Annotated in this window: 14 protein-coding genes and 1 pseudogene; 8 read left to right on the top strand and 7 right to left on the bottom strand. The window is 72.3% G+C overall.

The features are described from left to right. Positions 1–47: 47 nt before the first annotated feature. Positions 48–1,652: an ABC transporter substrate-binding protein gene (locus tag MRQ36_RS08605; RefSeq protein WP_242794378.1), complete on the bottom strand. Its 1,605-nt coding sequence runs from the start codon at positions 1,650–1,652 to the stop codon at positions 48–50. A gap of 412 nt (positions 1,653–2,064) precedes the next feature. Between MRQ36_RS08605 and MRQ36_RS08600 the strand changes: the two genes are divergently transcribed. The 3 genes from MRQ36_RS08600 (at position 2,065) to MRQ36_RS08590 (ending at position 5,743) form a co-directional block, all read left to right on the top strand. Continuing rightward, positions 2,065–2,925, top strand: a complete 861-nt coding sequence (locus MRQ36_RS08600; RefSeq protein WP_242794377.1) for a bifunctional methylenetetrahydrofolate dehydrogenase/methenyltetrahydrofolate cyclohydrolase — start codon at positions 2,065–2,067, stop codon at positions 2,923–2,925. A 129-nt stretch (positions 2,926–3,054) separates the two neighbouring features. Next, entirely contained in the window at positions 3,055–4,005 is a 951-nt protein-coding gene (gene mdh / locus MRQ36_RS08595; RefSeq protein WP_242794376.1) for a malate dehydrogenase, read from the top strand. Between the two features lie 520 nt (positions 4,006–4,525). After that, positions 4,526–5,743 (top strand): NADP-dependent isocitrate dehydrogenase, encoded by a 1,218-nt coding sequence (locus MRQ36_RS08590; protein WP_242794375.1) that lies wholly within the window; start codon positions 4,526–4,528, stop codon positions 5,741–5,743. Between the two features lie 304 nt (positions 5,744–6,047). Here the strand turns inward: MRQ36_RS08590 and galT are convergent, their stop codons facing one another. From galT to MRQ36_RS08570, 4 genes are all read right to left on the bottom strand, one after another. Beyond that, complete coding sequence (galT, locus tag MRQ36_RS08585; RefSeq protein WP_242794374.1) at positions 6,048–7,121, bottom strand: galactose-1-phosphate uridylyltransferase; 1,074 nt, start codon at positions 7,119–7,121, stop codon at positions 6,048–6,050. Beyond that, a complete protein-coding gene (locus tag MRQ36_RS08580; protein ID WP_242794373.1) occupies positions 7,118–7,918 on the bottom strand; it encodes a DeoR/GlpR family DNA-binding transcription regulator in 801 nt (266 codons plus the stop codon). Before MRQ36_RS08580 ends, galT begins: the two co-directional genes overlap by 4 nt. Before the next feature lie 187 nt (positions 7,919–8,105). Further along, positions 8,106–9,635: an adenylyl-sulfate kinase gene (cysC, locus tag MRQ36_RS08575; RefSeq protein ID WP_242794372.1), complete on the bottom strand. Its 1,530-nt coding sequence runs from the start codon at positions 9,633–9,635 to the stop codon at positions 8,106–8,108. Between the two features lie 109 nt (positions 9,636–9,744). Next, complete coding sequence (locus tag MRQ36_RS08570; protein WP_242794371.1) at positions 9,745–10,293, bottom strand: DM13 domain-containing protein; 549 nt, start codon at positions 10,291–10,293, stop codon at positions 9,745–9,747. Between the two features lie 141 nt (positions 10,294–10,434). Here MRQ36_RS08570 and MRQ36_RS08565 point away from each other — a divergent pair, with 141 nt between their 5' ends. The 4 genes from MRQ36_RS08565 (at position 10,435) to MRQ36_RS08550 (ending at position 13,959) form a co-directional block, all read left to right on the top strand. Continuing rightward, on the top strand, positions 10,435–11,349 hold the full coding sequence (locus tag MRQ36_RS08565; RefSeq protein WP_242794370.1) for an ABC transporter ATP-binding protein: 915 nt from the start codon (positions 10,435–10,437) through the stop codon (positions 11,347–11,349). Beyond that, a complete protein-coding gene (locus MRQ36_RS08560; RefSeq protein WP_242794369.1) occupies positions 11,342–12,223 on the top strand; it encodes an ABC transporter permease in 882 nt (293 codons plus the stop codon). The genes MRQ36_RS08565 and MRQ36_RS08560 overlap by 8 nt, the downstream gene beginning before the upstream one ends. Beyond that, positions 12,220–13,179 (top strand): ABC transporter ATP-binding protein, encoded by a 960-nt coding sequence (locus MRQ36_RS08555; RefSeq protein ID WP_242794368.1) that lies wholly within the window; start codon positions 12,220–12,222, stop codon positions 13,177–13,179. Before MRQ36_RS08560 ends, MRQ36_RS08555 begins: the two co-directional genes overlap by 4 nt. 69 nt (positions 13,180–13,248) lie before the next feature. Further along, a complete protein-coding gene (locus tag MRQ36_RS08550; RefSeq protein ID WP_242794367.1) occupies positions 13,249–13,959 on the top strand; it encodes an ABC transporter permease in 711 nt (236 codons plus the stop codon). A 157-nt stretch (positions 13,960–14,116) separates the two neighbouring features. On the opposite strand, the gene valS is transcribed toward MRQ36_RS08550, so the two are convergent. Beyond that, on the bottom strand, positions 14,117–16,681 hold the full coding sequence (valS, locus tag MRQ36_RS08545; RefSeq protein WP_242794366.1) for a valine--tRNA ligase: 2,565 nt from the start codon (positions 16,679–16,681) through the stop codon (positions 14,117–14,119). Between the two features lie 138 nt (positions 16,682–16,819). Here valS and MRQ36_RS08540 point away from each other — a divergent pair, with 138 nt between their 5' ends. Next, a complete protein-coding gene (locus MRQ36_RS08540) occupies positions 16,820–18,268 on the top strand; it encodes a hypothetical protein (RefSeq protein ID WP_242794365.1) in 1,449 nt (482 codons plus the stop codon). 34 nt (positions 18,269–18,302) lie between these two features. Here the strand turns inward: MRQ36_RS08540 and MRQ36_RS08535 are convergent. Next, a pseudogene (locus MRQ36_RS08535) lies at positions 18,303–20,123 on the bottom strand (ABC transporter ATP-binding protein); the annotation flags it as partial. Position 20,124: the final 1 nt, after the last annotated feature.

The following is a 20,124-nucleotide window of genomic DNA, read 5'->3' as shown; positions in this document are numbered from 1 at the left end:
TGGCGGGTCGGGCCACCCGGTGGTGACCCGACCCGTCGAGCGCGGTGTTACTTGACGGCCTCGATCTTCAGCAGGTCGACCCGGTCGAAGAGATCCATCTCCACGTTCCTGACCTTGGTCGAGTGACCGAAGTTGTTCTGGCCGAACCGGAGCGGGATCACCGGCATGTCCTCGGCCAGGAGGTCCTCCGCCGCCTGGTACTTCTTGATCGCCGCTTCCTCGTTCGGGGCCTTGGCACCCTCGGCGAGGAGCTTGTCGAACTCGGGGTTGCTGTAGCCGTAGTAGTTCGACGAGCCGTTGGTGCTGTACAGCGGGCCCAGGTAGTTCTCCATGGACGGGTAGTCCATGACCCAACCCATCCGGAACAGGCCGACCGACTGCTTCTGCTTGACCTTGGTCAGCAGGTCCGCGAACTTCGGCTCGGCGGTGCCGACGCACTCCACGCCCAGGTTCGCCTTGAGCTGGTTGCAGGTCGCGTCGACCCAGTCCTTGTGGCCACCGTCGCCGTTGTAGGACAGCTCGATCTTCTTCGGGCCGCCCGCGGCCTCGTACATCGCCTTCGCCTTGGCCGGGTCGAACTCACCGGCGGTGCCGATGGTGTTCTCCCGGTAGCCGGCGACGACCGGTGAGACGAAGGAGCGCGCCGGCTGCTGCGAGTCCTTGAAGATCGACTTGGTGATCTCGTCCCGGTCGATCGCCATCGAGATGGCCTTGCGCACCTCGGGCTTGGCGAATTCCTTCTGGAAGGTCGGGATCGCCAGCACCTGGAGCGACGACGCCGGGCTCTGCTGGAACCGGTCGCCGAGGTCGGTGGCGGCGGTCGACAGGTTCTCGGTCGGGATCGTCTTGATCACGTCGAGGTTGTCGGAGAGCACGTCCGCGTACGCGGCGGTCGGCTGCTGGTAGATCCGGAACTCGACGCCGCCCACCTTCGGCTTCTCGCCGGGGAACGCGTCGTAGCGGGTCACCTCGACCTTGGCGTCGTGCTGCCAGGTGCCCTTCATCCGGAACGGGCCCTGCCCGATCGGCGCCTGCTCGTAGCCCTCGGCCAGCACACCGGGGGCGGAGAAGGCTGCCTTCGGCAGCGGGTAGAAGGCCGTGTAGCCGAGCATCGACTTGAACTCGCTGTACGGCTCGGACAGCTTCACGGTGAAGGTCAGGTCGTCGACCTTCTTCAGCCCGCTCAGCGTCTTCGCCTTCGGCTTCTCGCCCTGGAGGTTCTCGTACCCGGCGATCTTCTCGAAGAAGTAGCTGGAGTTCTGGCCGTTCGGGGCGTACGCGCCGTAGTTCCAGGCGTCGAGGTAGTTGTCGGCGGTGACCTTCTCGCCGTTGTGGAAGGTGTAGCCGTCCTTCAGCTTGACCGTCCAGACCGTGTTGTCCGACGACGTCACCGACTGGGCCGCGACCTCGTGGGGCTTGTTCGCCCCGTCGTAGTCGACCAGCGGGCTGAACAGGGCGGAGAGCACCTGCGAGCCGCTCGTCTCGTTGGTGTTGGTCGGCACCAGGTGCTGCGGCTCGGCGATCTCGATCCGCACCGCCGCGTTGGGGTCGCGCTGACCGGATCCGCCGTCGCCGCCCGAGCCGCAGGCCACCAGGCCCAGGGTCACCGCGAGCGGGAGAGCGGTCCAGGCAGCGAGCCTACGAACACGCATTGAGTCTCCTCATCTCCTCACGCTGCGCAGTCAGGCCCGGCGTTGGGTGACTGTGCGCAATCGGCGGCAACCGTAGGTCGTCGGGGTGGCATTCGGCAACGAGACCGTTGCGAACGGGTAACGGATGGCCCACCCCGGTCTTGTCGACTGCTGCGGCGTCTGCTAATAGCCAGAGTGAAAACCCTGGTCAAGTGGGATGAATGTGGGGTCGTGCCGGTTGGGTGGTCAGGTTGGGTGCCGGCCGCGTGGTTGCCGGCCCGCTGTCCGCTCTGTGCCTTTTCATGATCGACTGTCCGTCCCAACATGTGGTGCACAGCACAGAAGCTCACTCTCGGTGAATAACGACACGTAACGCAGAGTCACCATGCGGCGTCGTCGGATCGGTGGCCCCGCGTCATGAGACGATTCAGGCGTGACGGTGACGATCCTGGACGGCAAGGCGACCGCGGCGCAGATCAAGGACGAGCTGCGGGTACGGGTCAAGGCGCTCGCGGAACGCGGCATCACCCCCGGACTGGGCACGGTCCTGGTCGGTGCCGATCCCGGCTCCCAGGCGTACGTCAACGGCAAGCACCGCGACTGCGCCGAGGTGGGCATCGCCTCGATCCGGCGCGAGCTGCCCGCCGACGCCACCCAGGAGCAGGTCGACGCCGTGCTCACCGAGCTGAACGCCGACCCGGCCTGCCACGGCTACATCGTGCAGCTCCCGCTCCCCGCCCACCTGGACACCCAGCGGGCGCTGGAGATGATCGACCCGGACAAGGACGCCGACGGCCTGCACCCGGTCAACCTGGGCCGCCTCGTGCTCGGCTACGACGGCCCGCTGCCCTGCACCCCGCGCGGCATCGTCGAGCTGCTGCGCCGTCACGACGTGCCGCTGCGCGGCGCGAAGGTGGCGGTGGTCGGCCGGGGCAACACCGTGGGCCGCCCGCTCGGCCTGCTGCTCACCCGGCGCAGCGAGAACGCCACCGTGACCCTCTGCCACACCGGCACCCTGGACCTCGCCTCGCACACCCGGGCCGCCGACATCGTCATCGTCGCGGCCGGCGTACCGGGCCTGCTCACCGCCGACATGGTCACCCCGGGCGCGACCGTGGTGGACGTCGGCATCACCCGGGTCATCGGGGCGGACGGCAAGGGCCGCTACACCGGCGACGTCGACCCCGAGGTGCGGGAGGTGGCCGGCCGACTGGTGCCGATGCCCGGCGGTGTCGGGCCGATGACCCGCGCCATGCTGCTGACCAACGTGGTCGAGCGCGCCGAGCGCGGCTGAGGGCGGGTCCGAACCGGGCGGCGGTGACGTTCGCCCCATCCTGGCGATGGCCGCCGCCCCTGGCCGGTTCGGTGCCAGGATGACTGATACGGTCCGGAAAACCGACTGGTATCAGGGAGTGGGACGACCATGGGTAAGAAGGTCACTGTCGTCGGGGCCGGCTTCTACGGCTCCACCACCGCACAGCGCCTGGCCGAGTACGACGTCTTCGAGACGGTCGTCCTCACCGACATCGTCGAGGGGAAGCCGGCGGGCATCGCGCTCGACCTCAACCAGTCCCGCCCGGTGGAGGGCTTCGAGACCAAGGTCGTCGGCGTCACCACCGGCCCGAACGGCGAGGGCTACGAGGCCATCGAGGGCTCGGACGTCGTCGTCATCACCGCCGGCCTGGCCCGTAAGCCGGGCATGAGCCGGATGGACCTGCTGGAGACGAACGCCAAGATCGTCCGCCAGGTCGCCGAGAACGTCGCCAAGTACGCCCCCAACGCCGTCGTCATCGTCGTGTCCAACCCGCTCGACGAGATGACCGCGATGGCGCAGCTCGCCTCCCAGTTCCCCAAGAACCGGGTGCTCGGCCAGGCCGGCATGCTGGACACCGCCCGGTTCACCAACTTCGTCGCCGAGGCGCTGAACGTACCGGTGAAGTCGGTGAAGACGCTCACCCTCGGCTCGCACGGCGACACCATGGTGCCGGTGCCGTCGCAGAGCACCGTGAACGGCAAGCCGCTGCGCGACGCCATGCCCGCCGAGCAGATCGAGGAGCTGGTCGTCAAGACCCGCAACGGTGGCGCCGAGGTGGTCGCGCTGCTGAAGACCGGCTCGGCGTACTACGCCCCCTCGGCCGCCGCCGCCCGGATGGCGAAGGCCGTCGCGGAGGACTCCGGCGAGGTCATGCCGGTCTGCGCGTGGGTCGACGGCGAGTACGGCATCTCCGGCGTCTACCTGGGCGTCGAGGCCCAGATCGGCGCCGAGGGCGTCAAGCGGGTCGTCGAGACCGACCTGGACGCCGACGAGCTGGCCAGCCTGAAGGAGGCCGCCGAGGCCGTCCGCGCCAAGCAGGCCGACGTCGCCAACATGTGACCCGATCACACCCACAGGAGGGGCACGCCGGCACCCCGGCGTGCCCCTCCTGCTCTTTCCGCCCACCCCACCACGCCACCCGCTCCGGTGGAGTTGATCAAGAGGTTCGGGTCATGAATCGCGCCGATCGTGACGCAAACCTCTTGCTCAACTCGATGGGGGGAGGGGGTGCGGGAGGTGGCGGTCCAGCTCGGCCCGCTGCACCACGTGGTCGGCGTTCGGGAGCCAGGGGCGGCCGGGTGTTCCGGTGACCGCCCAGCCGATGTGATCGCTGTGCAGGTGGGTCAGGACGACGGGAACGCCGTCGCGCGGGGCGGGAAGAACGGGGCCTCGCCGTCGGTGGGCGGGGTCACCGTGATAGACCCGAGGGTGCGGCTCAGTGGCATCGGACGACGGTGCCAGTGATTCCCAGGTCGGCCGGCCGGTTTTCCCGCCCACCGAGGCCGACTGGGGGGTGCCGGCCTGTTTCCAGTACGCTCGTACTGCTTGAGCACGTGTCCCCCGAGAGGAGCGCCGGCCGATGGCGAAGATCAAGGTAAACAACCCGGTCGTGGAGATCGACGGCGACGAGATGACCCGGATCATCTGGAAGCAGATCCGGGAGCAGCTGATCCTGCCCTACCTCGACGTCGACCTGCACTACTACGACCTGTCGATCGAGAACCGCGACGCGACCGACGACCAGGTCACCGTCGATGCCGCCAACGCCATCAAGGAGCACGGCGTCGGCGTCAAGTGCGCCACCATCACCCCGGACGAGGCCCGGGTCGAGGAGTTCGGCCTGAAGAAGATGTGGCGGTCGCCGAACGGCACCATCCGCAACATCCTCGGCGGCGTCGTGTTCCGCGAGCCGATCATCATGTCCAACGTGCCGCGGCTCGTCCCCGGCTGGACCAAGCCCATCGTCATCGGCCGGCACGCCCACGGCGACCAGTACAAGGCCACCGACTTCGTGGTCCCCGGCCCGGGCAAGGTGACCATCACCTACACCCCGGCCGACGGCGGCGCCCCGATGGAGATGGAGGTCGCCAACTTCCCCGGCGGCGGCATCGCCATGGGCATGTACAACTACGACGAGTCGATCCGGGACTTCGCCCGCGCCTCGTTCCGGTACGGCCTGGACCGCAAGTACCCGGTCTACCTGTCCACCAAGAACACCATCCTCAAGGCGTACGACGGCCGGTTCAAGGACCTCTTCGCCGAGGTCTTCGAGGCGGAGTTCAAGGCCGACTTCGACGCCGCCGGCATCACCTACGAGCACCGGCTCATCGACGACATGGTCGCCGCCGCGCTCAAGTGGGAGGGTGGCTACGTCTGGGCCTGCAAGAACTACGACGGTGACGTGCAGTCCGACACCGTCGCGCAGGGCTTCGGCTCGCTCGGCCTGATGACCTCCGTGCTGCTCTCCCCGGACGGCCGTACCGTCGAGGCCGAGGCCGCCCACGGCACCGTCACCCGGCACTACCGGCAGTGGCAGAAGGGCGAGAAGACCTCCACCAACCCGATCGCCTCGATCTACGCCTGGACCCGGGGCCTGGCCCACCGGGGCAAGCTGGACGGCACCCCGGCGGTCACCGAGTTCGCCAACACCCTGGAGCAGGTCATCGTCGACACCGTCGAGGGCGGCCAGATGACCAAGGACCTCGCGCTGCTCATCTCGCGGGACGCCCCGTGGCTGACCACCGACGAGTTCATGAACGCGCTCGACGAGAACCTGGCGCGCAAGATCAACGCCTGATTCCGTACCGCGTCACCGACCGAGCCCGCCGGCACCCGCCGGCGGGCTCCGTCGTTTCCGCCCGCCCGCTGCAAGATCGCGCGGTGAGGTGGGGCGTCACCCGGGGTGGGGCGGGTCGTTGGGCAGGATGGACGTGATGCCAGTCGCGTCCGAGGAAGGTTGACCGCGGTCGCCTCGCGGCACGAGTGCCGATCGACCAGCCTTCCCGGCTGTCGCACACAGCCAGCCGTCCCTTCCCTGCGGGGGGCCCTGTCCCGGGCCCCCCGCGCCCTGTCTACGACGTGTCGACCGGGCGCCGCCGTCGTCACACGGCGCGGAGGAGTTCGGCGGCGCGCTCGGGGGCGATGTCGTTGATGAAGACACCCATGCCGGACTCCGAGCCGGCCAGGTACTTCAGCTTGTCCTTGGCCCGCCGGATGGTGAACAGCTGCAGGTGCAGGTGGCCCAGCTCGCGGTCGATGCGTACCGGGGCCTGGTGCCAGGCGGCGATGTAGGGCATGGGCAGGTCGAACAGCCCGTCGAAGCGGCGCAGCACGTCCAGGTAGAGCGGCCCGAACGCGGCCCGCTCGGCGTCGTCCAGGGCGGGGATGTCCGGCACCGGCCGGTGCGGGGCGACGTGCACCTCGAACGGCCACCGGGCGGCCGCCGGGACGTACGCCGTCCAGTGCGCGTTGCTCGCCACCACCCGCTCCCCGGCGGCGCGTTCCGCGGCGAGCACGTCGGCGTAGAGGTTGCCGCCGGTGCGGTCGGCGTGCCGGCGGGCGGCGGCCAGCATCGACCGGGTCCGGGGCGTGACGAACGGGTACGCGTAGATCTGGCCGTGCGGGTGGTGCAGGGTCACCCCGATCTCCACGCCCCGGTTCTCGAACGGGAAGACCTGCTCCACCCCGGGCAGCTCGCTCAGCGCGCTGGTCCGGTCGGCGAGCGCGTCCAGCACGGTCCGCACCCGACTCGGCGGCAGTCCGGCGAACGAGGCGTTGTGGTCGTCGGTGAAGCAGACCACCTCGCAGCGGCCCCGGCCGGGCCGGACCGGCGTGAACGGGGTGATCTCGGCGGGCTCGTCGGCGACCCGCTGGCTCAGCGACGGGAAGCGGTTCTCGAAGACCGCGACGTCGTAGTCGGGGGCCGGGATCTCGCTGTGCCGGTCACCGCGGGACGGGCAGAGCGGGCACTGGTCGGCCGGGGGCAGGAAGGTGCGGGTCTGCCGGTGCACGGCGACCGCCATCCACTCGTCGGTGAGCGGGTCGTGGCGCAGCTGCGACGCGGGCGGGGGCGGGGGCAGCTCCCGCCGGTCGGGCTGGTCGCGGACCGCGTCGTCCCGCTCGTCGAAGTAGATCAGCTCGCGGCCGTCGGCCAGCTCGATCTGCGTACGCTTCACTCCGCCTCCTCCGTGGCCGGCCCGGTGCCGGGCACGACCACCAGTTCGCCCACCTTCTCGTCGAGTACCCGCCGCGCGTCCGGCGTCAACCGGTCGTCGGTGACGAGCACGTCCGCGGCGGTCAGCGGCACGATGGAGGAGATCCCCACCGTGCCCCACTTGGTGTGGTCGGCGAGCACCACCAGCCGGTCGGCCGCCGCCACCAGCGCCCGGTCGGTGTCCGCCTCCATCAGGTTCGGGGTGGTGAAACCGGCGCGTTCGCTGATCCCGTGCACCCCGAGGAAGAGCAGGTCCAGGTGGAGGGCGGCGATGGCCGCGACGGCCAGCGGCCCGACCAGCGCGTCGGACGGGGTCCGTACGCCGCCGGTGAGCACCACGGTCTGCCCGGGGCCACCCCCGACGTGCAGGATCTCGGCGACCGGCAGGGAGTTCGTCACCACGGTCAGGCCGGGCACGTCGACCAGCCGGCGGGCCAGCTCGGCGGTGGTCGTGCCGGCCGAGAGGGCGATCGCCGCGCCGGGGCGGACCAGCTGGACGGCCCGCTCCGCGATCGCGGCCTTCTCGGCCGACTGCCGGACCGACTTGGCCCGGAAGCCGGGCTCGTCGGTGGAGCCCGGCCCCGCGACGGTCGCCCCGCCGTGCACCTTGGCGAGCAGGCCCTGCTCGTGCAACGTCTCCAGGTCGCGCCGGATGGTCATGTCGGAGACGCCGAACTCGGCGGCCAGCTCGGTCACCCGTACCCCGCCTGCGGTGCGGACCCGTTCCAGGATGGCCGCCTGCCGCTGTCGCGCCAGCATCCGCCGTACCTCCGCGGTTCTGCGACCGGAGGTGGGGCTTCGGACTTCGACGAGACCCGGACCCACGCGGTCGAACGTGTTCCAACAAAGATGAACACTAGCGCCCAGGGGCGTACCACGGAAGCAGCAGGTCACGGAAACGGCGACGCCGCCACCCGGCCGGGTGGCGGCGTCGCGTCGAGGCGGATCAGGCGGACGGCAGGCGGGGCTCCACCCAGCCGGTCTCGGTCAGGTGGTCCATCACCTGCTGGACCGCCTCCTCGATGGTCATGTCGGTGGTGTCGACCACCAGATCGGCGTCGGTCGGCTCCTCGTACGGGTCGTCGATGCCGGTCATCCCGGTGAGCAGGCCGGCCCGGGCCCGCGCGTACAGGCCCTTGCGGTCCCGCTGCTCGCACACCTGGAGCGGAGTGGCGACGTGGACCAGCAGGAAGCCCGCCCCGGCGGCGTGCGCCATCTCCCGGGCGGTCGCCCGGGCGGCCGCGTACGGGGCGATCGGGCAGCAGATGCCGACCCCCCGGTGCCGGGCGATCTCGGCGGCCACCCAGCCGATCCGGCGCACGTTCAGGTCCCGGTCGGCCTTGCTGAAGGTCAGGCCGGCGGAGAGTTCCCGGCGCACCACGTCCCCGTCCAGCAGGGTGATCGTCCGGTCGCCGCCCTCCCGCAGGGCGTCCGCCAGACCTCGGGCGATGGTCGACTTGCCCGAGCCGGAGAGCCCGGTCAGGAAGACCACCAGGCCCCGGTGCCGGCGTGGCGGCCGGGCCCGGGCCAGCTCCTTCGCCACCGCCGGCGGCGTGTGCCACTCGGGCAGCGGAAAGCCCCGGTCCAGCAGGTCGTCGATCTCCGCCTGGCTCAGCGCCAGCCGGCGGTTGCGCGGCGGGATGTCCTCCCGCCAGCGCCACTGCCCGTCCCGGTTGTCGTAGGCCAGTTCGCGGGGCACCAGCACCCGCAGACCCGCCCCGGAGAAGACGTCGGTGGTGGAGAGCAGGTGGGTCACCCCGTACGCGGCGGCGATCCGGGACCGCAGCAGCGCGTCGCTGATCTCGTCGCGCCGGCGGACCAGCGGCACCGCCACCAGGGTCGCCGGGGGCATCCGGTCCCGGGCGGCGAAGACGCTGCGGACCAGCGCCTCCGACGGCAGTCCACCGACCGCTTCCTCGCCCACCGGGATCATCACCAGCAGGTGCGCGCCGAGCGTGCGGGCGGCGTGCGCGATCTGGGCGAGCTGCGGCCGGTGCAGCGGACGGTCGGCGAAGACACCGAGCACCCGGCCCGGGGGCAGCAGCGCCCGGACGTCGTCGGGACTGCGCCGCAGCCGCTGGAACGGTCCGTGGCCGCCGTCACCGAGTCGGCGGACCGGCCCGCCGACCCCGACGATGCCCTCCCGCACCGGCCAACGGTCGGTCACCTCCATCGCCGCGACCGGGGCGCCCTCGCCGTCGGTCAGCACCAGCGCCCGGTGCACCGGGTCGTCCGGGTCGAGGCCGTCGGCGAGCGCCGCCGGCACCTGGAGGGTCACCGCCACCGGCCAGGGCGTGCCGTCGGCCAGCCGGCCGCGTCGGGCCAGCGCGGTGAGGTCGGCGCGGGTCATGAAGCCGGTCAGCGGGGCGTACGCCCCGGTCAGCAGCAACTCCAGATCGGCCAGTTCACCGGTGCGGGGCGCGTATGCCGGCGCGTCCCGCAAGACATCCTCGGGCAGCACCCACCCGTTGCTCATCGAACCCCCAACTCACCGGCCGGCACACAGTTTCGCAGCCCACCGGCGATCGGTCGAGAGCGCCACTCCACCTCCCGGCCACCGGGCGTTCCGCCCGGCGCCGCAGCGGTCAACCGGTGGGGTCCAGCGGGGCGGCCCCGAACGACACGGCGAACCGCTCGCACCAGATCGCCACGCTGGTCAGGCCGGTGACGTCGGTCCCGGCCGGCAGGTCGTACGCCTGATCGCCGCGGTTGCCCTTGAGCGCGCCGAGCTCGACCCGGCGGCCGTCGTCGAAGACCTTCCACCCGGACGGACCGGTACGCACCGGCTGGTCGGTCAGCCAGACGTGAAGATCCGGACCGTTGGAGGTGGCCAGCCCGACCAGTTCCAGCCGGAACCGGCCGTCGACACCCCGGACGAGCCGCGCGCTGCCCATGGTGTCGTGCTCGTGACCGACGAACTCACCCTCGCCGACCAGCGTCGGACCGGCCGGCGCGGGGGTGCCGGACGGCAGGGGGCCGGGCGACGCCGGCCCGAGCGCGGTGAGTTGCTCGTGCACCTCGATGTCGGTGACCAGCTTCCAGGGCTGGAACCAGAACAGCCCGAACGCGGTCCCGGCGCCGACGACGGCGACCACGACCCGGGTCAGCGGCTTGCGCCACAGGCGATCACGCATGCGACGAGTCTCCCGCCGGTCACCCCGCGCGGCGCTTACCGAACCCTTACCGACCACCCGGCGGCGCTCCGGGCCGAATCAGGGGCATCCCCGAGCGTTTCCCGATGCCCGTGCGAGCCCGGTGTTCCTAGGCTGGTGGGCGTGACACTGATCGCGACCGAGTCGCTGACCAAGACGTACGGGGGTCGGGTCACCGCGCTCGCCGACCTCACGGTGTCGGTCGAGCCGGGGATCATCGGCCTGGTCGGCGCGAACGGCGCCGGCAAGTCCACCCTGATCAAGATCCTGCTGGGCCTGCTCCCACCCACCAGCGGCCGGGTCTCCGTGCTCGGCCTCGACCCGACCACCGACCCGGCGGCGGTCCGCGCCCGGGTCGGCTACATGCCCGAACACGACGCCCTGCCGCCCGACCTCTCCGCCGCCGAGCTGGTCACCCACCTGGGCCGGATCAGTGGGCTGCCCCGCACGGTGGCCCGGGAACGCGCGTCCGAGGCGCTGCGCCACGTCGGCCTCCACGAGGAGCGCCACCGGGCCGTCGGCGGCTACTCGACCGGCATGAAGCAGCGGGTCAAGCTGGCCCAGGCCCTCGTCCACGACCCGGACCTGCTGCTGCTCGACGAGCCGACCAACGGCCTCGACCCCGCCGGCCGGGACGCGATGCTCGCCCTGATCCACCGGATCGGCACCGAGTTCGGCATCTCCGTGCTGGTCTGCTCGCACCTGCTCGGCGAGGTGGAACGGATCTGCGACACGCTGGTCGCCATCGACGGCGGGCGGCTGCTGCGCGCCGACCACATCTCCGCGATGACCTCCGCCACCGACGTGCTGGCCGTCGAGGTCAGCGAGGGCACCGAGGAGTTGGCCACCCGGCTCGCCGCGCTCGACCTGCCGGTGTCCCGGGACGGGCGGCTGCTGCTGGTGCCGCTCGCCGACGACGCCACGTACGACCTGATCCTCGGCGCGGTCGCCGAGCTGGACCTGCCGCTGCACCGGCTGGACCAGCGCCGGCACCGGGTGGCCGAACTCTTCGCCGTGAGGGAGCCCAGCCATGTCTGAGTCGACGGGCGTCATCCACGACATCGGCTACCAGCGCTACACCGGGCCACGGCTGGGTCGCCGGCAGGTCTTCGGCGCCCTCTACGGCCACGGTCTGCGCACCGCGTTCGGGCTGGGTCGCAGCGCCAAGGCGAAGATCTTCCCCTGGCTGGTGGTCGGCATCGTGGTGGTCACCGCCGCCGGGTTGACCGCCGTCCGCAGCCAGACCGGGCAGGTGGTGATGACGTACGCCCAGTTCGCCGACGCGATGAGCTGGCTGGTCATCTTCTTCGTCGCGGTGGTCGGGCCGGAGCTGGTCTCCCGCGACCTGCACAGCGGGGTGCTGCCGCTCTATTTCTCCCGCCCGCTGCCGCGCGGTGACTACGCCCTGGCCAAGCTGCTGAGCCTGATGACCGCGCTGTGGCTGCTGCTCGGCGCGCCGCAACTGGTGATGTTCCTCGGTGCCGCGTTCACCACCGACGACGGGATGCGCGGAGTCTGGAACGAGCTGCTGGACCTGCTGCCCGGCCTGCTCTACGCGGCCCTCTGGGCGGTGGTCTTCGCCTCCGTCGGCCTGCTGATCGCCTCGCTCACCGGCAAGCGGGCGTTCGCCGCCGGTGGCATCGTGGCGGCCTTCCTGATGACCACCCCGATCGTCGGCACCCTGTCGATCATGCCGTCCCGGACGGTCAACGAGCTGGCCCTGCTCGCCTCGCCGTCCACCCTGGTCCAGGGCGTCGGCCTGTTCACCCTCGGCGACCTGCTGGCCCCGGCGGGCGAGGCGAACCGGCTGATCGGCGACTTCGGTCCGGTCTACGTCCTCGCCGCCGTGCTGCTCGTCGCCGGCTGCGTCACCCTGCTGCTGCTGCGATACCGGAAGGTGGCCGCCCGATGACCACGACCAGCGTCGGCCCGACGGCTACCACGCCCACCACGCCGACCAGCACCCTCGACCTCGCCGGCGTGTCCCGCTGGTACGGCAACGTGGTGGCGGTCAACGACGTCACCATGCGGCTCGGGCCCGGCGTGACCGGGCTGCTCGGCCCGAACGGGGCCGGCAAGACCACGCTGCTGCACATGATGGCCGGCTTCCTCGCCCCGTCCCGGGGCGGCGTCACCCTCGACGGCGAGCCCACCTGGCGCAACCCGGCCGTCTACCGGCGGCTCGGCCTGGTCAGCGAGCGGGAGGCGGTGCACAGCTTCCTGACCGCGTACGAGTTCGTGCTGGCCAGCGCGAAGCTGCACCGGCTGCCCGACCCCGAGGCGGCGGCCCGGCGGGCGATCGAGCTGGTCGAGCTGGAGGGCGCGCAGGAGCGCCGGATCGGCACGTACTCCAAGGGCATGCGGCAGCGCACCCGCGTCGCCGCGGCCCTGGTCCACGACCCGCAGGTGCTGCTGCTGGACGAGCCGTTCAACGGGATGGACCCACGGCAGCGGCTGCACATGATGGCCCTGCTGCACTCCCTCGGCGACGCCGGCCGGACGATCCTGTTCAGCTCGCACATCCTGGAGGAGGTCGAGCAGGTCTCCGGCACGGTGCAGGTGATGGTCGCCGGCCGGCTGGCCGCCTCCGGCGACTTCCGGACCATCCGGCGGTTGATGACCAACCGGCCGCACGTCTTCGCGGTCCGCTCCACCGACGACCGGGCGCTCGCGGTCGCGCTGATCGCCGAGGAGTCGGTGACCGGGGTGGAGCTGGGCCGGGACGGGCTGACCGTCCGGGCCGGCGACTACGGCGCCTTCACCCGGGCGCTGCCGAAGATCGCGCTGGCCCGGGGCATCCGGGTCCGCACGCTGACGCCCGAGGACGAGTCCCTGGAGAGCGTCTTCTCCTATCTGGTGGGGGCCTGACGGTGAGTGCGAGGAGTGAACGAGCGCAGCGAGTGAGCCCCGCAGTCACGAACGAAAGAAGCTGAGGACATGTCGACCGTTTCCTGGATCACCGTGCGCGGGCTCTTCGGCCGGCGGCGGTTCCTGCTGCTGCTCCCGCTGCCGGCGGTGCTGCTGGTGCTCGCCATCGTCTCCCGCTCGCTCGGCGTCGACCCCGGCCAGTGGGCGCCGCCGGTGGTGGTGGGTCTCGGCCTGGCCGTGGTGCTGCCGGTGGTCGCGCTGATCGTCGGCACCGGCGTGCTGGGTGCGGAGATCGACGACGGCACGGTGGTGCACATCCTGACCAAGCCGCTGCCGCGCTGGCAGATCGTGCTGCCGAAGCTCGCGGTGGCGACCGGGGTCACCGCGGCCACCGTCGCCGTGCCGATCTACGTCGTGGGCGTGCTCGCCGATTCGGTACGCCTCGGTCTGGCGCTGGCCGCCGCGTCCGCGTTGGGCGCGCTGGCGTACTCGGCACTGTTCCTGGCGTTGAGCCTGGTCACCCGGCGGCCGGTGCTGCTCGGCCTGGTGTACGTGCTGATCTGGGAGGGGCTGCTGGGCCGGTTCGTCAGCGGCACGAAGGTGCTCTCGATCCAGCAGTGGGTGATCGCCCTGGCCGACCGGATGGCCCCGACGGACCTGCTGTCGACCACCGTCTCGGTGCCGGTGGCGGCGGTGCTGACCGCGCTGGTCAGCGTCGGCTTCACGGTGCTGGCGATCGACCGCCTCCGCTCCTTCAGCGTGGCCGGCGAAACCAGCTGAGATGTAAGGAGGGGGCCCCTGTTAACGCCTCCGGTATAGCAGGGGCCCCTTATTAACAACTGCTCCAACGGCGGGCGCCGGCGCGCGGGCGAGGGGCGGTTGTTAACAGGGGCCCCCTGCTATACGAAATGCGTTAACAGGGGGCCCCTCCTTACATCTAGAAGGCGCAGGCGATGACGAGTTCACCGGTGCGGTCGGGGAGGAGGTCGAGCTTGCCGATCCGGCCGGCCGCGCGCACGTCGTCGGTGACCAGCATGAGCCGGTCGAGCAGGGCCGCCGGCCCCAGTGCCTCGGCCAGCGGCACCTCCGCCTTCATCGACAGTTTCCGTTCGGACTTGGCCCGGCGCACCTGGCCGAGGGCGTCCGCGGCCAGCCGCAGCAGCTCCGGGTCACCGGGTGCCTGGATCGCCCGGCCCACCTCGTAGGTGGTGGGCCAGGTGGCCCGGTGCACCGAGCCGTACCGCCACCAGGACCAGACCTCCTCGGTGACGAAGGGCAGGAACGGGGCGAAGAGCCGCAACTGCACCGAGAGCGCGGTCGCCAGGGCCGCCCGGGCCGAGTCGGCCCCCGCCCCGGTGCCGTAGGCGCGTTCCTTCACCAGTTCGATGTAGTCGTCGCAGAACCGCCAGAAGAACGACTCGGTGGCCTGCAGGGCCGCCGTGTGGTCGTACGCGTCGAAGGCCGCCGTGGCGGTGCCGACCACGCCGGTGAGTTCGGCGAGCATGGCGGTGTCGAGCGGCTCGGTGGCCGGGGCGCGCAGCGCGTCGGCGGCGCCCAGCCCGAGGGCGAACTTCGACGCGTTGAGCAGCTTGGTGGCGAGCCGCCGGCCGACCTTGATCTGCGCCGGGTCGAAGGCCAGGTCCATGCCGGGTCGGCCGTTGGCCGCCCAGTACCGGACCGCGTCGGAGCCGTGCTGCTCCAGCAGGGCCATCGGGGTGACCACGTTCCCCTTGGACTTGGACATCTTCTTCCGGTCGGGGTCGAGGATCCAGCCGGAGAGCACGGTGTCCCGCCAGGGCAGCACGCCGAACTCCTGGTGGGCGCGGACCACGGTGGCGAAGAGCCAGGTCCGGATGATCTCCTGCCCCTGCGGGCGGAGGTCCATCGGGAAGACCCGGCCGAACAGATCCGGGTCGGTCTCCCAGCCGCCGACGATCTGCGGGCTCAGCGACGAGGTGGCCCAGGTGTCCAGCACGTCCGGGTCGCCGACGAACCCGCCGGGCACGCCGCGCTGCGCCTCGTCGTAGCCGGGTGGGGCGTCGCTGGACGGGTCGATCGGCAGCATCGCCTCCGGCGGTGTGAGAGGCTGGCTCCAGTCCGGCTCGCCAGCGTCGTCGAGCCGGTACCACACCGGCACCGGCACCCCGAAGAAGCGTTGCCGGCTGACCAGCCAGTCCCCGGTCAGCCCGCCCACCCAGTGGTCGTACCGGTGTTTCATGTGCTCGGGCACCCAGCGCAGCTCGGCGCCCCGGGCCAGCAGTTCCGCGCGGAGGCCGGCGTCCCGGCCGCCGTTGCGCAGGTACCACTGCCGGGTGGAGACGATCTCCAGTGGTCGGTCGCCGCGCTCGTAGAACTTCACCGGGTGGCTGATCGGGCGCGGCGCGCCGACCAGGTCACCCGCGTCGCGCAGCAGCTCCACCAGGGTCCGCCGGGCACCGTTCACCGGCTGCCCGGCCAGCGCCGCGTAGGGCTGCGCGGGCACGCCGGCCGGCGGCTCGGGCAGCAGCCGCCCGTCCCGGCCGATCACCACCCGGGTGTCCAGTTGCAGCTCCCGCCACCAGGTCACGTCGGTCAGGTCGCCGAAGGTGCAGACCATCGCGATGCCCGTGCCCTTGGCCGGGTCCGCCAGCGGGTGCGCGCGCACCGGCACCTCGACGCCGAAGACGGGGGTACGCACGGACGTGCCGACCAGGTCGGCGTACCGCTCGTCGTCGGGGTGGCAGACCAGCGCCACGCAGGCCGGCAGCAGCTCGGGCCGGGTGGTGTCGATAAGCACCTCGCGCCCGTCCGGCCCGGTGAACCGCAGTCGGTGGTACGCCCCGGGCCGCTCCCGGTCCTCCAGCTCCGCCTGTGCGACGGCGGTGGCGAAGCCGACGTCCCAGAGCGTCGGCGCCTCCGCCTGGTACGCCTCGCCCCGGGCCAGGTTGCGCAGGAACGCCCGCTGGCTGGTCGCCCGGGCCACCCGCCCGATCGTGGTGTACGTCAGCGACCAGTCCACCGACAGCCCGAGCCGCCGCCACAGCGCCTCGAAGACCTGCTCGTCGTCGGCCGTGAGCAGTTCGCACAGCTCGATGAAGTTGCGCCGGGAGACGGCCGTCGGGTTCTTCCGGGCGTCGTCGCCGACCGGCCCGGCCGGCGGCTGCCAGTCCGGGTCGTACGGCAGCGACGGGTCGGGGCGCACCCCGTACACGTTCTGCACCCGGCGCTCGGTGGGCAGGCCGTTGTCGTCCCAGCCCATCGGATAGAAGACGGTCCGGCCGCGCATCCGCTGGAACCGGGCCACCGTGTCGGTGTGCGTGTACGAGAAGACGTGTCCCATGTGCAGCTCGCCCGATACGGTCGGCGGCGGCGTGTCGATCGCGTACACGTCCGACCGCTGCTTCGTCCGGTCGAACGCGTACGTGCCGTCCTCCTGCCAGCGGCGCGCCCAGCTCTCCTCGAGGCCGTCCAGGGTCGGACGCTCGGGGACGCCGGTGCGGGCCGTCCTCGCCGTGTCGGTCATCAGCCGATCGTAGGCAGCCGGTGGCCCACCGACCACGGCTTAACCGGCGCGCCCCGGCCGGTGGACCGCGACGGGACAGCGCCGGACCCCCCGCTGTGACAGCATCGGCCGCGTCCGGGACCGCGGGGGAGGCAGACCATGGACGAGCGGATACGCGTACGCCCGGGCTGGTGGGACCGGCCGGAGCCGGTGGAGGCGCTGGCGGCGTTCGCGGTCGGGGTGCTGGTCGCGGCGCGCGGGTTGGCGCTGCTGGTCCAGTCCGGCTACGCCGATCTGGTGGAGGGCTCACCGGTCCGGGCGGCGCCGCTGGTGACCGTGCTGCTGACCGTCGTGGTGGCCGCCGTCGCCCTGGTGCCGCGGCTGCCCGGCTGGCCGGTGGTGGCGGGTGCGCTGCTGCTGGTGGCGGCGGCAGACCAGGTGGCCGGTGGTCCGGTGGCGCTGGTCTCCGGGTACGCGCTGCCCGCGCGGACGGTCGTCCCGGCCGTGCTGGCCGCCGTCGGCGTCGGGGTGGCGCTGGGCGGGACCCTGCTCGCCGTCGGGCAGGCGCCGCGCGCCGCGCGCTGGCTGCCCGCCGGTGGCCTGGCCGCCGGGCTGGTGCTGCAACCCGTGGCCACCCTGCTGGTCCAGGACACGCTCCCCGACCGGTACGCCCGGTCGGTCTCCCCGGTCACCGTGCAGCTCTGGCTGGCGGTGCTGGTGACGGTGCTCGCCGCGCTGCTGGCAAACCGGAGAGGGCTCGACGTGCCGGTGCCGCCGGTGGGCCGCCCGGCGGTCCGGCCGGTGCTGGTGGTCGTGGTGGCCGCCGCTCTCACCGTGGCCGGGTTGCTCGTCCGCTCCTGGGTGGTGACCACCTTCCGGGTCAGCCCGGACGGCTTCGCCGGCTATCGCCGCACCCGGGCGGTGGAGGAGTTCGGCCACTGGTCGCTGGTGCTGGTCGCGGCCCTGGTCGGGCTGGTGCTGCTCTGGTGGGCGTACCGGGCGGGCGGGGTGCCGGCGGCCCGCTGGGTGGCGCTCTGCGTCGGCGCCGGCCCGGCCCTGCTGTACGCCTTCCGCATCGTCTACCGGTACACGCCGCAGTCGGTGTTCCTGGTGACGGTGACCGGGGTGGCCGCCCTCACCGCCGCCGCGCTGCTGGCCCGGTCGCCCGCCCGAACGCTGCCCTGGGACGCGGTGGGGTTGGTGCTGGCCGCCGTCGCCATGCCGCTCGGCTCCGCCGTGGTCCGGGCCCAACTGCCCTCGACGGTCCAGGCCCAGCCGGTGCTCATGGTGGTGGGGCTCGGGCTGGCGCTGGGCTTCGGCCTCAGCGCGGCCGCCCGGACGGTGGGCCGCCCGGTGGAAGAGACCGGCGTGCTCACCGGCCTGCTGGTGCTCGGCCCGGCCGCCCTCGTGCTCGCCGCGCTGGCGCTGGCCCCGGTGGTGGTCCGCGCCCAGGCCGACGGCCCCTACCGGGAGCCGCTGCTGACCGTGCCGGTCTTCGTCACGGGCACCGCCGTGGCGCTGGTGCTGATCTTTGCCTTCACCCGGGCCGTCGAGCGGCTCCGCCGCGACCTGCGCGCCGAGGCGACGCTCACCCCGCCCACCGACTGACGGCGGCCCACCGCGCCGGCCGGCCGCCGCGCGGTCAGATCAGCGAGTCGCGCCACTGGTCGTGCAGGGCGGCGTAGCGGCCACCGGCGGCGGCCAGTTCGGCGGGGGAGCCGTCCTCCGCGATCCGGCCGCCGTCGAGCACCAGCACCCGGTCGGCGATCTCCACGGTGGAGAGCCGGTGCGCGATCACCAGTGCGGTCCGGTCCCGCAGGATGCTGCCGAGGGCGTGCTGCACCAGCCGTTCCGTCGGCACGTCCAGCGACGAGGTGGCCTCGTCGAGGATCAGCACCCGTGGGTCGGCCAGGAACGCCCGGGCGAACGCGACGAGCTGGCGCTGCCCGGCGGAGAGCCGCCCGCCGCGCCGGTGCACCTCGGTGGCGTACCCGTCGGGGAGCGCGGCGATGAAGTCGTGCGCGCCGATGGCCCGGGCGGCGGCCTCCACGGCGGTGTCGTCCGCGTCGGGCCGGCCGAACCGGATGTTCTCCGCCACCGAGCCGCTGAACAGGTGGTTCTCCTGGGTGACCAGCACCACCGCGCGGCGCAGCTCGGCGTCGGCGAGGTCCCGCAGGTCGACGCCGTCCAGGCTGACCGTGCCGGTGTCCGGGTCGTGGAAGCGGGCCAGCAGTTTCGCGATGGTCGACTTGCCGGCGCCGGTCGGGCCGATCAGCGCCACGGTCTGCCCGGCCGGCACGGTCAGGTCCAGTCCGGCCAGGATCGGGGTGTCCGGGCGGTAGCCGAAGGACACCGCACGGAACCGGACCAGCCCCCGGGCCGCCCCGGCGGGCAGCGGAACGGGCCGTTCCGGTTCGGCCACCGCCGGCCGCTCGTCGAGCACCCCGGCCAGCTTCTCCAGCGCGGCGGTGGCCGACTGGAGCGAGTTGTAGAACTGGCTCAGCTCCTGCATCGGCTCGAAGAACCGCCGCAGATAGAGCAGGAACGCGGCGAGCACCCCCACCTCGGTTCGCCCGCCCAGCACCCGGGCGCCGCCGTAGCCGAGCACCACCGCCACGGTCAGGTTCCCGATCAGCTTGATGCCGGGGGAGTAGACCGCGATCAGCCGGAACGCGGACAGGCTGGCCTGCCGGTAGTCGTCGTTCACCGCGGCGAAGATCCGCTGGTTGCGCGGTTCCCGCCGGTACGCCTGCACCGCGCGGATGCCCCGCAGCGACTCCACGAAGTGCACGATCACCAGCGCCACCGCCTCCCGGGTGCGCCGGTACGCCCCGGCGGAGGCCCGGGCGAACCAGCGGGACAGCCAGAACAGGAACGGGAAGGCGAGCAGGGTCACCGCGGCCAGCGGCAGGTCCAGCCAGAGCAGGATGCCGGCCACCGAGAGCACCGAGAGCGCGGCGACGACCAGGTTGTCGATCCCGCCGTCGACCAGTTCGGCGATCGAGTCGAGGTCGCTGGTGAGCCGGGACACCACCCGGCCGGAGGTGTAGCGCTCGTGGAAGCCGACGTCGAGACGGAGGAAGTGGTCGTACACCCGGCGGCGCAGCTCCAGCAGGACGGCCTGGCCGATCCGCGCGGAGAGGGTGAGGAAGCCGCGCCGGGCGGCGTACTCGACTCCGGCTGCGGTGCCGAACGCGGCGGCCACCGTGACCAGCGGTCCGGCGTCGCCGGCGCGCAGCGGCGCGATGGCCCGGTCGATGCCGAGCATCACCAGGTACGGCCCGGACATGGCGGCGGCGTTCTGCGCCAGCAGCAGCGCCATGGCCAGCCCGAGCAACCTCCGGTGCGGGTGCAGCAGCTGCCGGAGCAGGGCCCGGCTGCGCCCCCGCAGGCGGGCGACCGCCTCGGGCGAGGTGTCCTCGGCCCGGCTGCGGTCGGCGTCCGGGTCGGTGGCCCGGCCCCGG

The organism is Micromonospora sp. R77 (assembly GCF_022747945.1).
GTDB lineage: Bacteria > Actinomycetota > Actinomycetes > Mycobacteriales > Micromonosporaceae > Micromonospora.
The sequence above is the reverse complement of the archived record's forward strand: the minus strand, read 5'-3'. Positions and strand labels throughout refer to the sequence as shown.

Bases quoted from the DNA above. Each gene is read 5' to 3' on its own strand.
- MRQ36_RS08580 (WP_242794373.1), bottom strand. From the start codon at position 7,918: ATGCTGGCGCGACAGCGGCAGGCGGCCATCCTGGAACGGGTCCGCACC.
- cysC (WP_242794372.1), bottom strand. From the start codon at position 9,635: ATGAGCAACGGGTGGGTGCTGCCCGAGGATGTCTTGCGGGACGCGCCG.
- MRQ36_RS08570 (WP_242794371.1), bottom strand. From the start codon at position 10,293: ATGCGTGATCGCCTGTGGCGCAAGCCGCTGACCCGGGTCGTGGTCGCC.
- valS (WP_242794366.1), bottom strand. From the start codon at position 16,681: ATGACCGACACGGCGAGGACGGCCCGCACCGGCGTCCCCGAGCGTCCG.
- MRQ36_RS08540 (WP_242794365.1), top strand. From the start codon at position 16,820: ATGGACGAGCGGATACGCGTACGCCCGGGCTGGTGGGACCGGCCGGAG.
- MRQ36_RS08555 (WP_242794368.1), top strand. From the start codon at position 12,220: ATGACCACGACCAGCGTCGGCCCGACGGCTACCACGCCCACCACGCCG.
- MRQ36_RS08550 (WP_242794367.1), top strand. From the start codon at position 13,249: ATGTCGACCGTTTCCTGGATCACCGTGCGCGGGCTCTTCGGCCGGCGG.
- MRQ36_RS08560 (WP_242794369.1), top strand. From the start codon at position 11,342: ATGTCTGAGTCGACGGGCGTCATCCACGACATCGGCTACCAGCGCTAC.
- MRQ36_RS08590 (WP_242794375.1), top strand. From the start codon at position 4,526: ATGGCGAAGATCAAGGTAAACAACCCGGTCGTGGAGATCGACGGCGAC.
- mdh (WP_242794376.1), top strand. From the start codon at position 3,055: ATGGGTAAGAAGGTCACTGTCGTCGGGGCCGGCTTCTACGGCTCCACC.
- MRQ36_RS08605 (WP_242794378.1), bottom strand. From the start codon at position 1,652: ATGCGTGTTCGTAGGCTCGCTGCCTGGACCGCTCTCCCGCTCGCGGTG.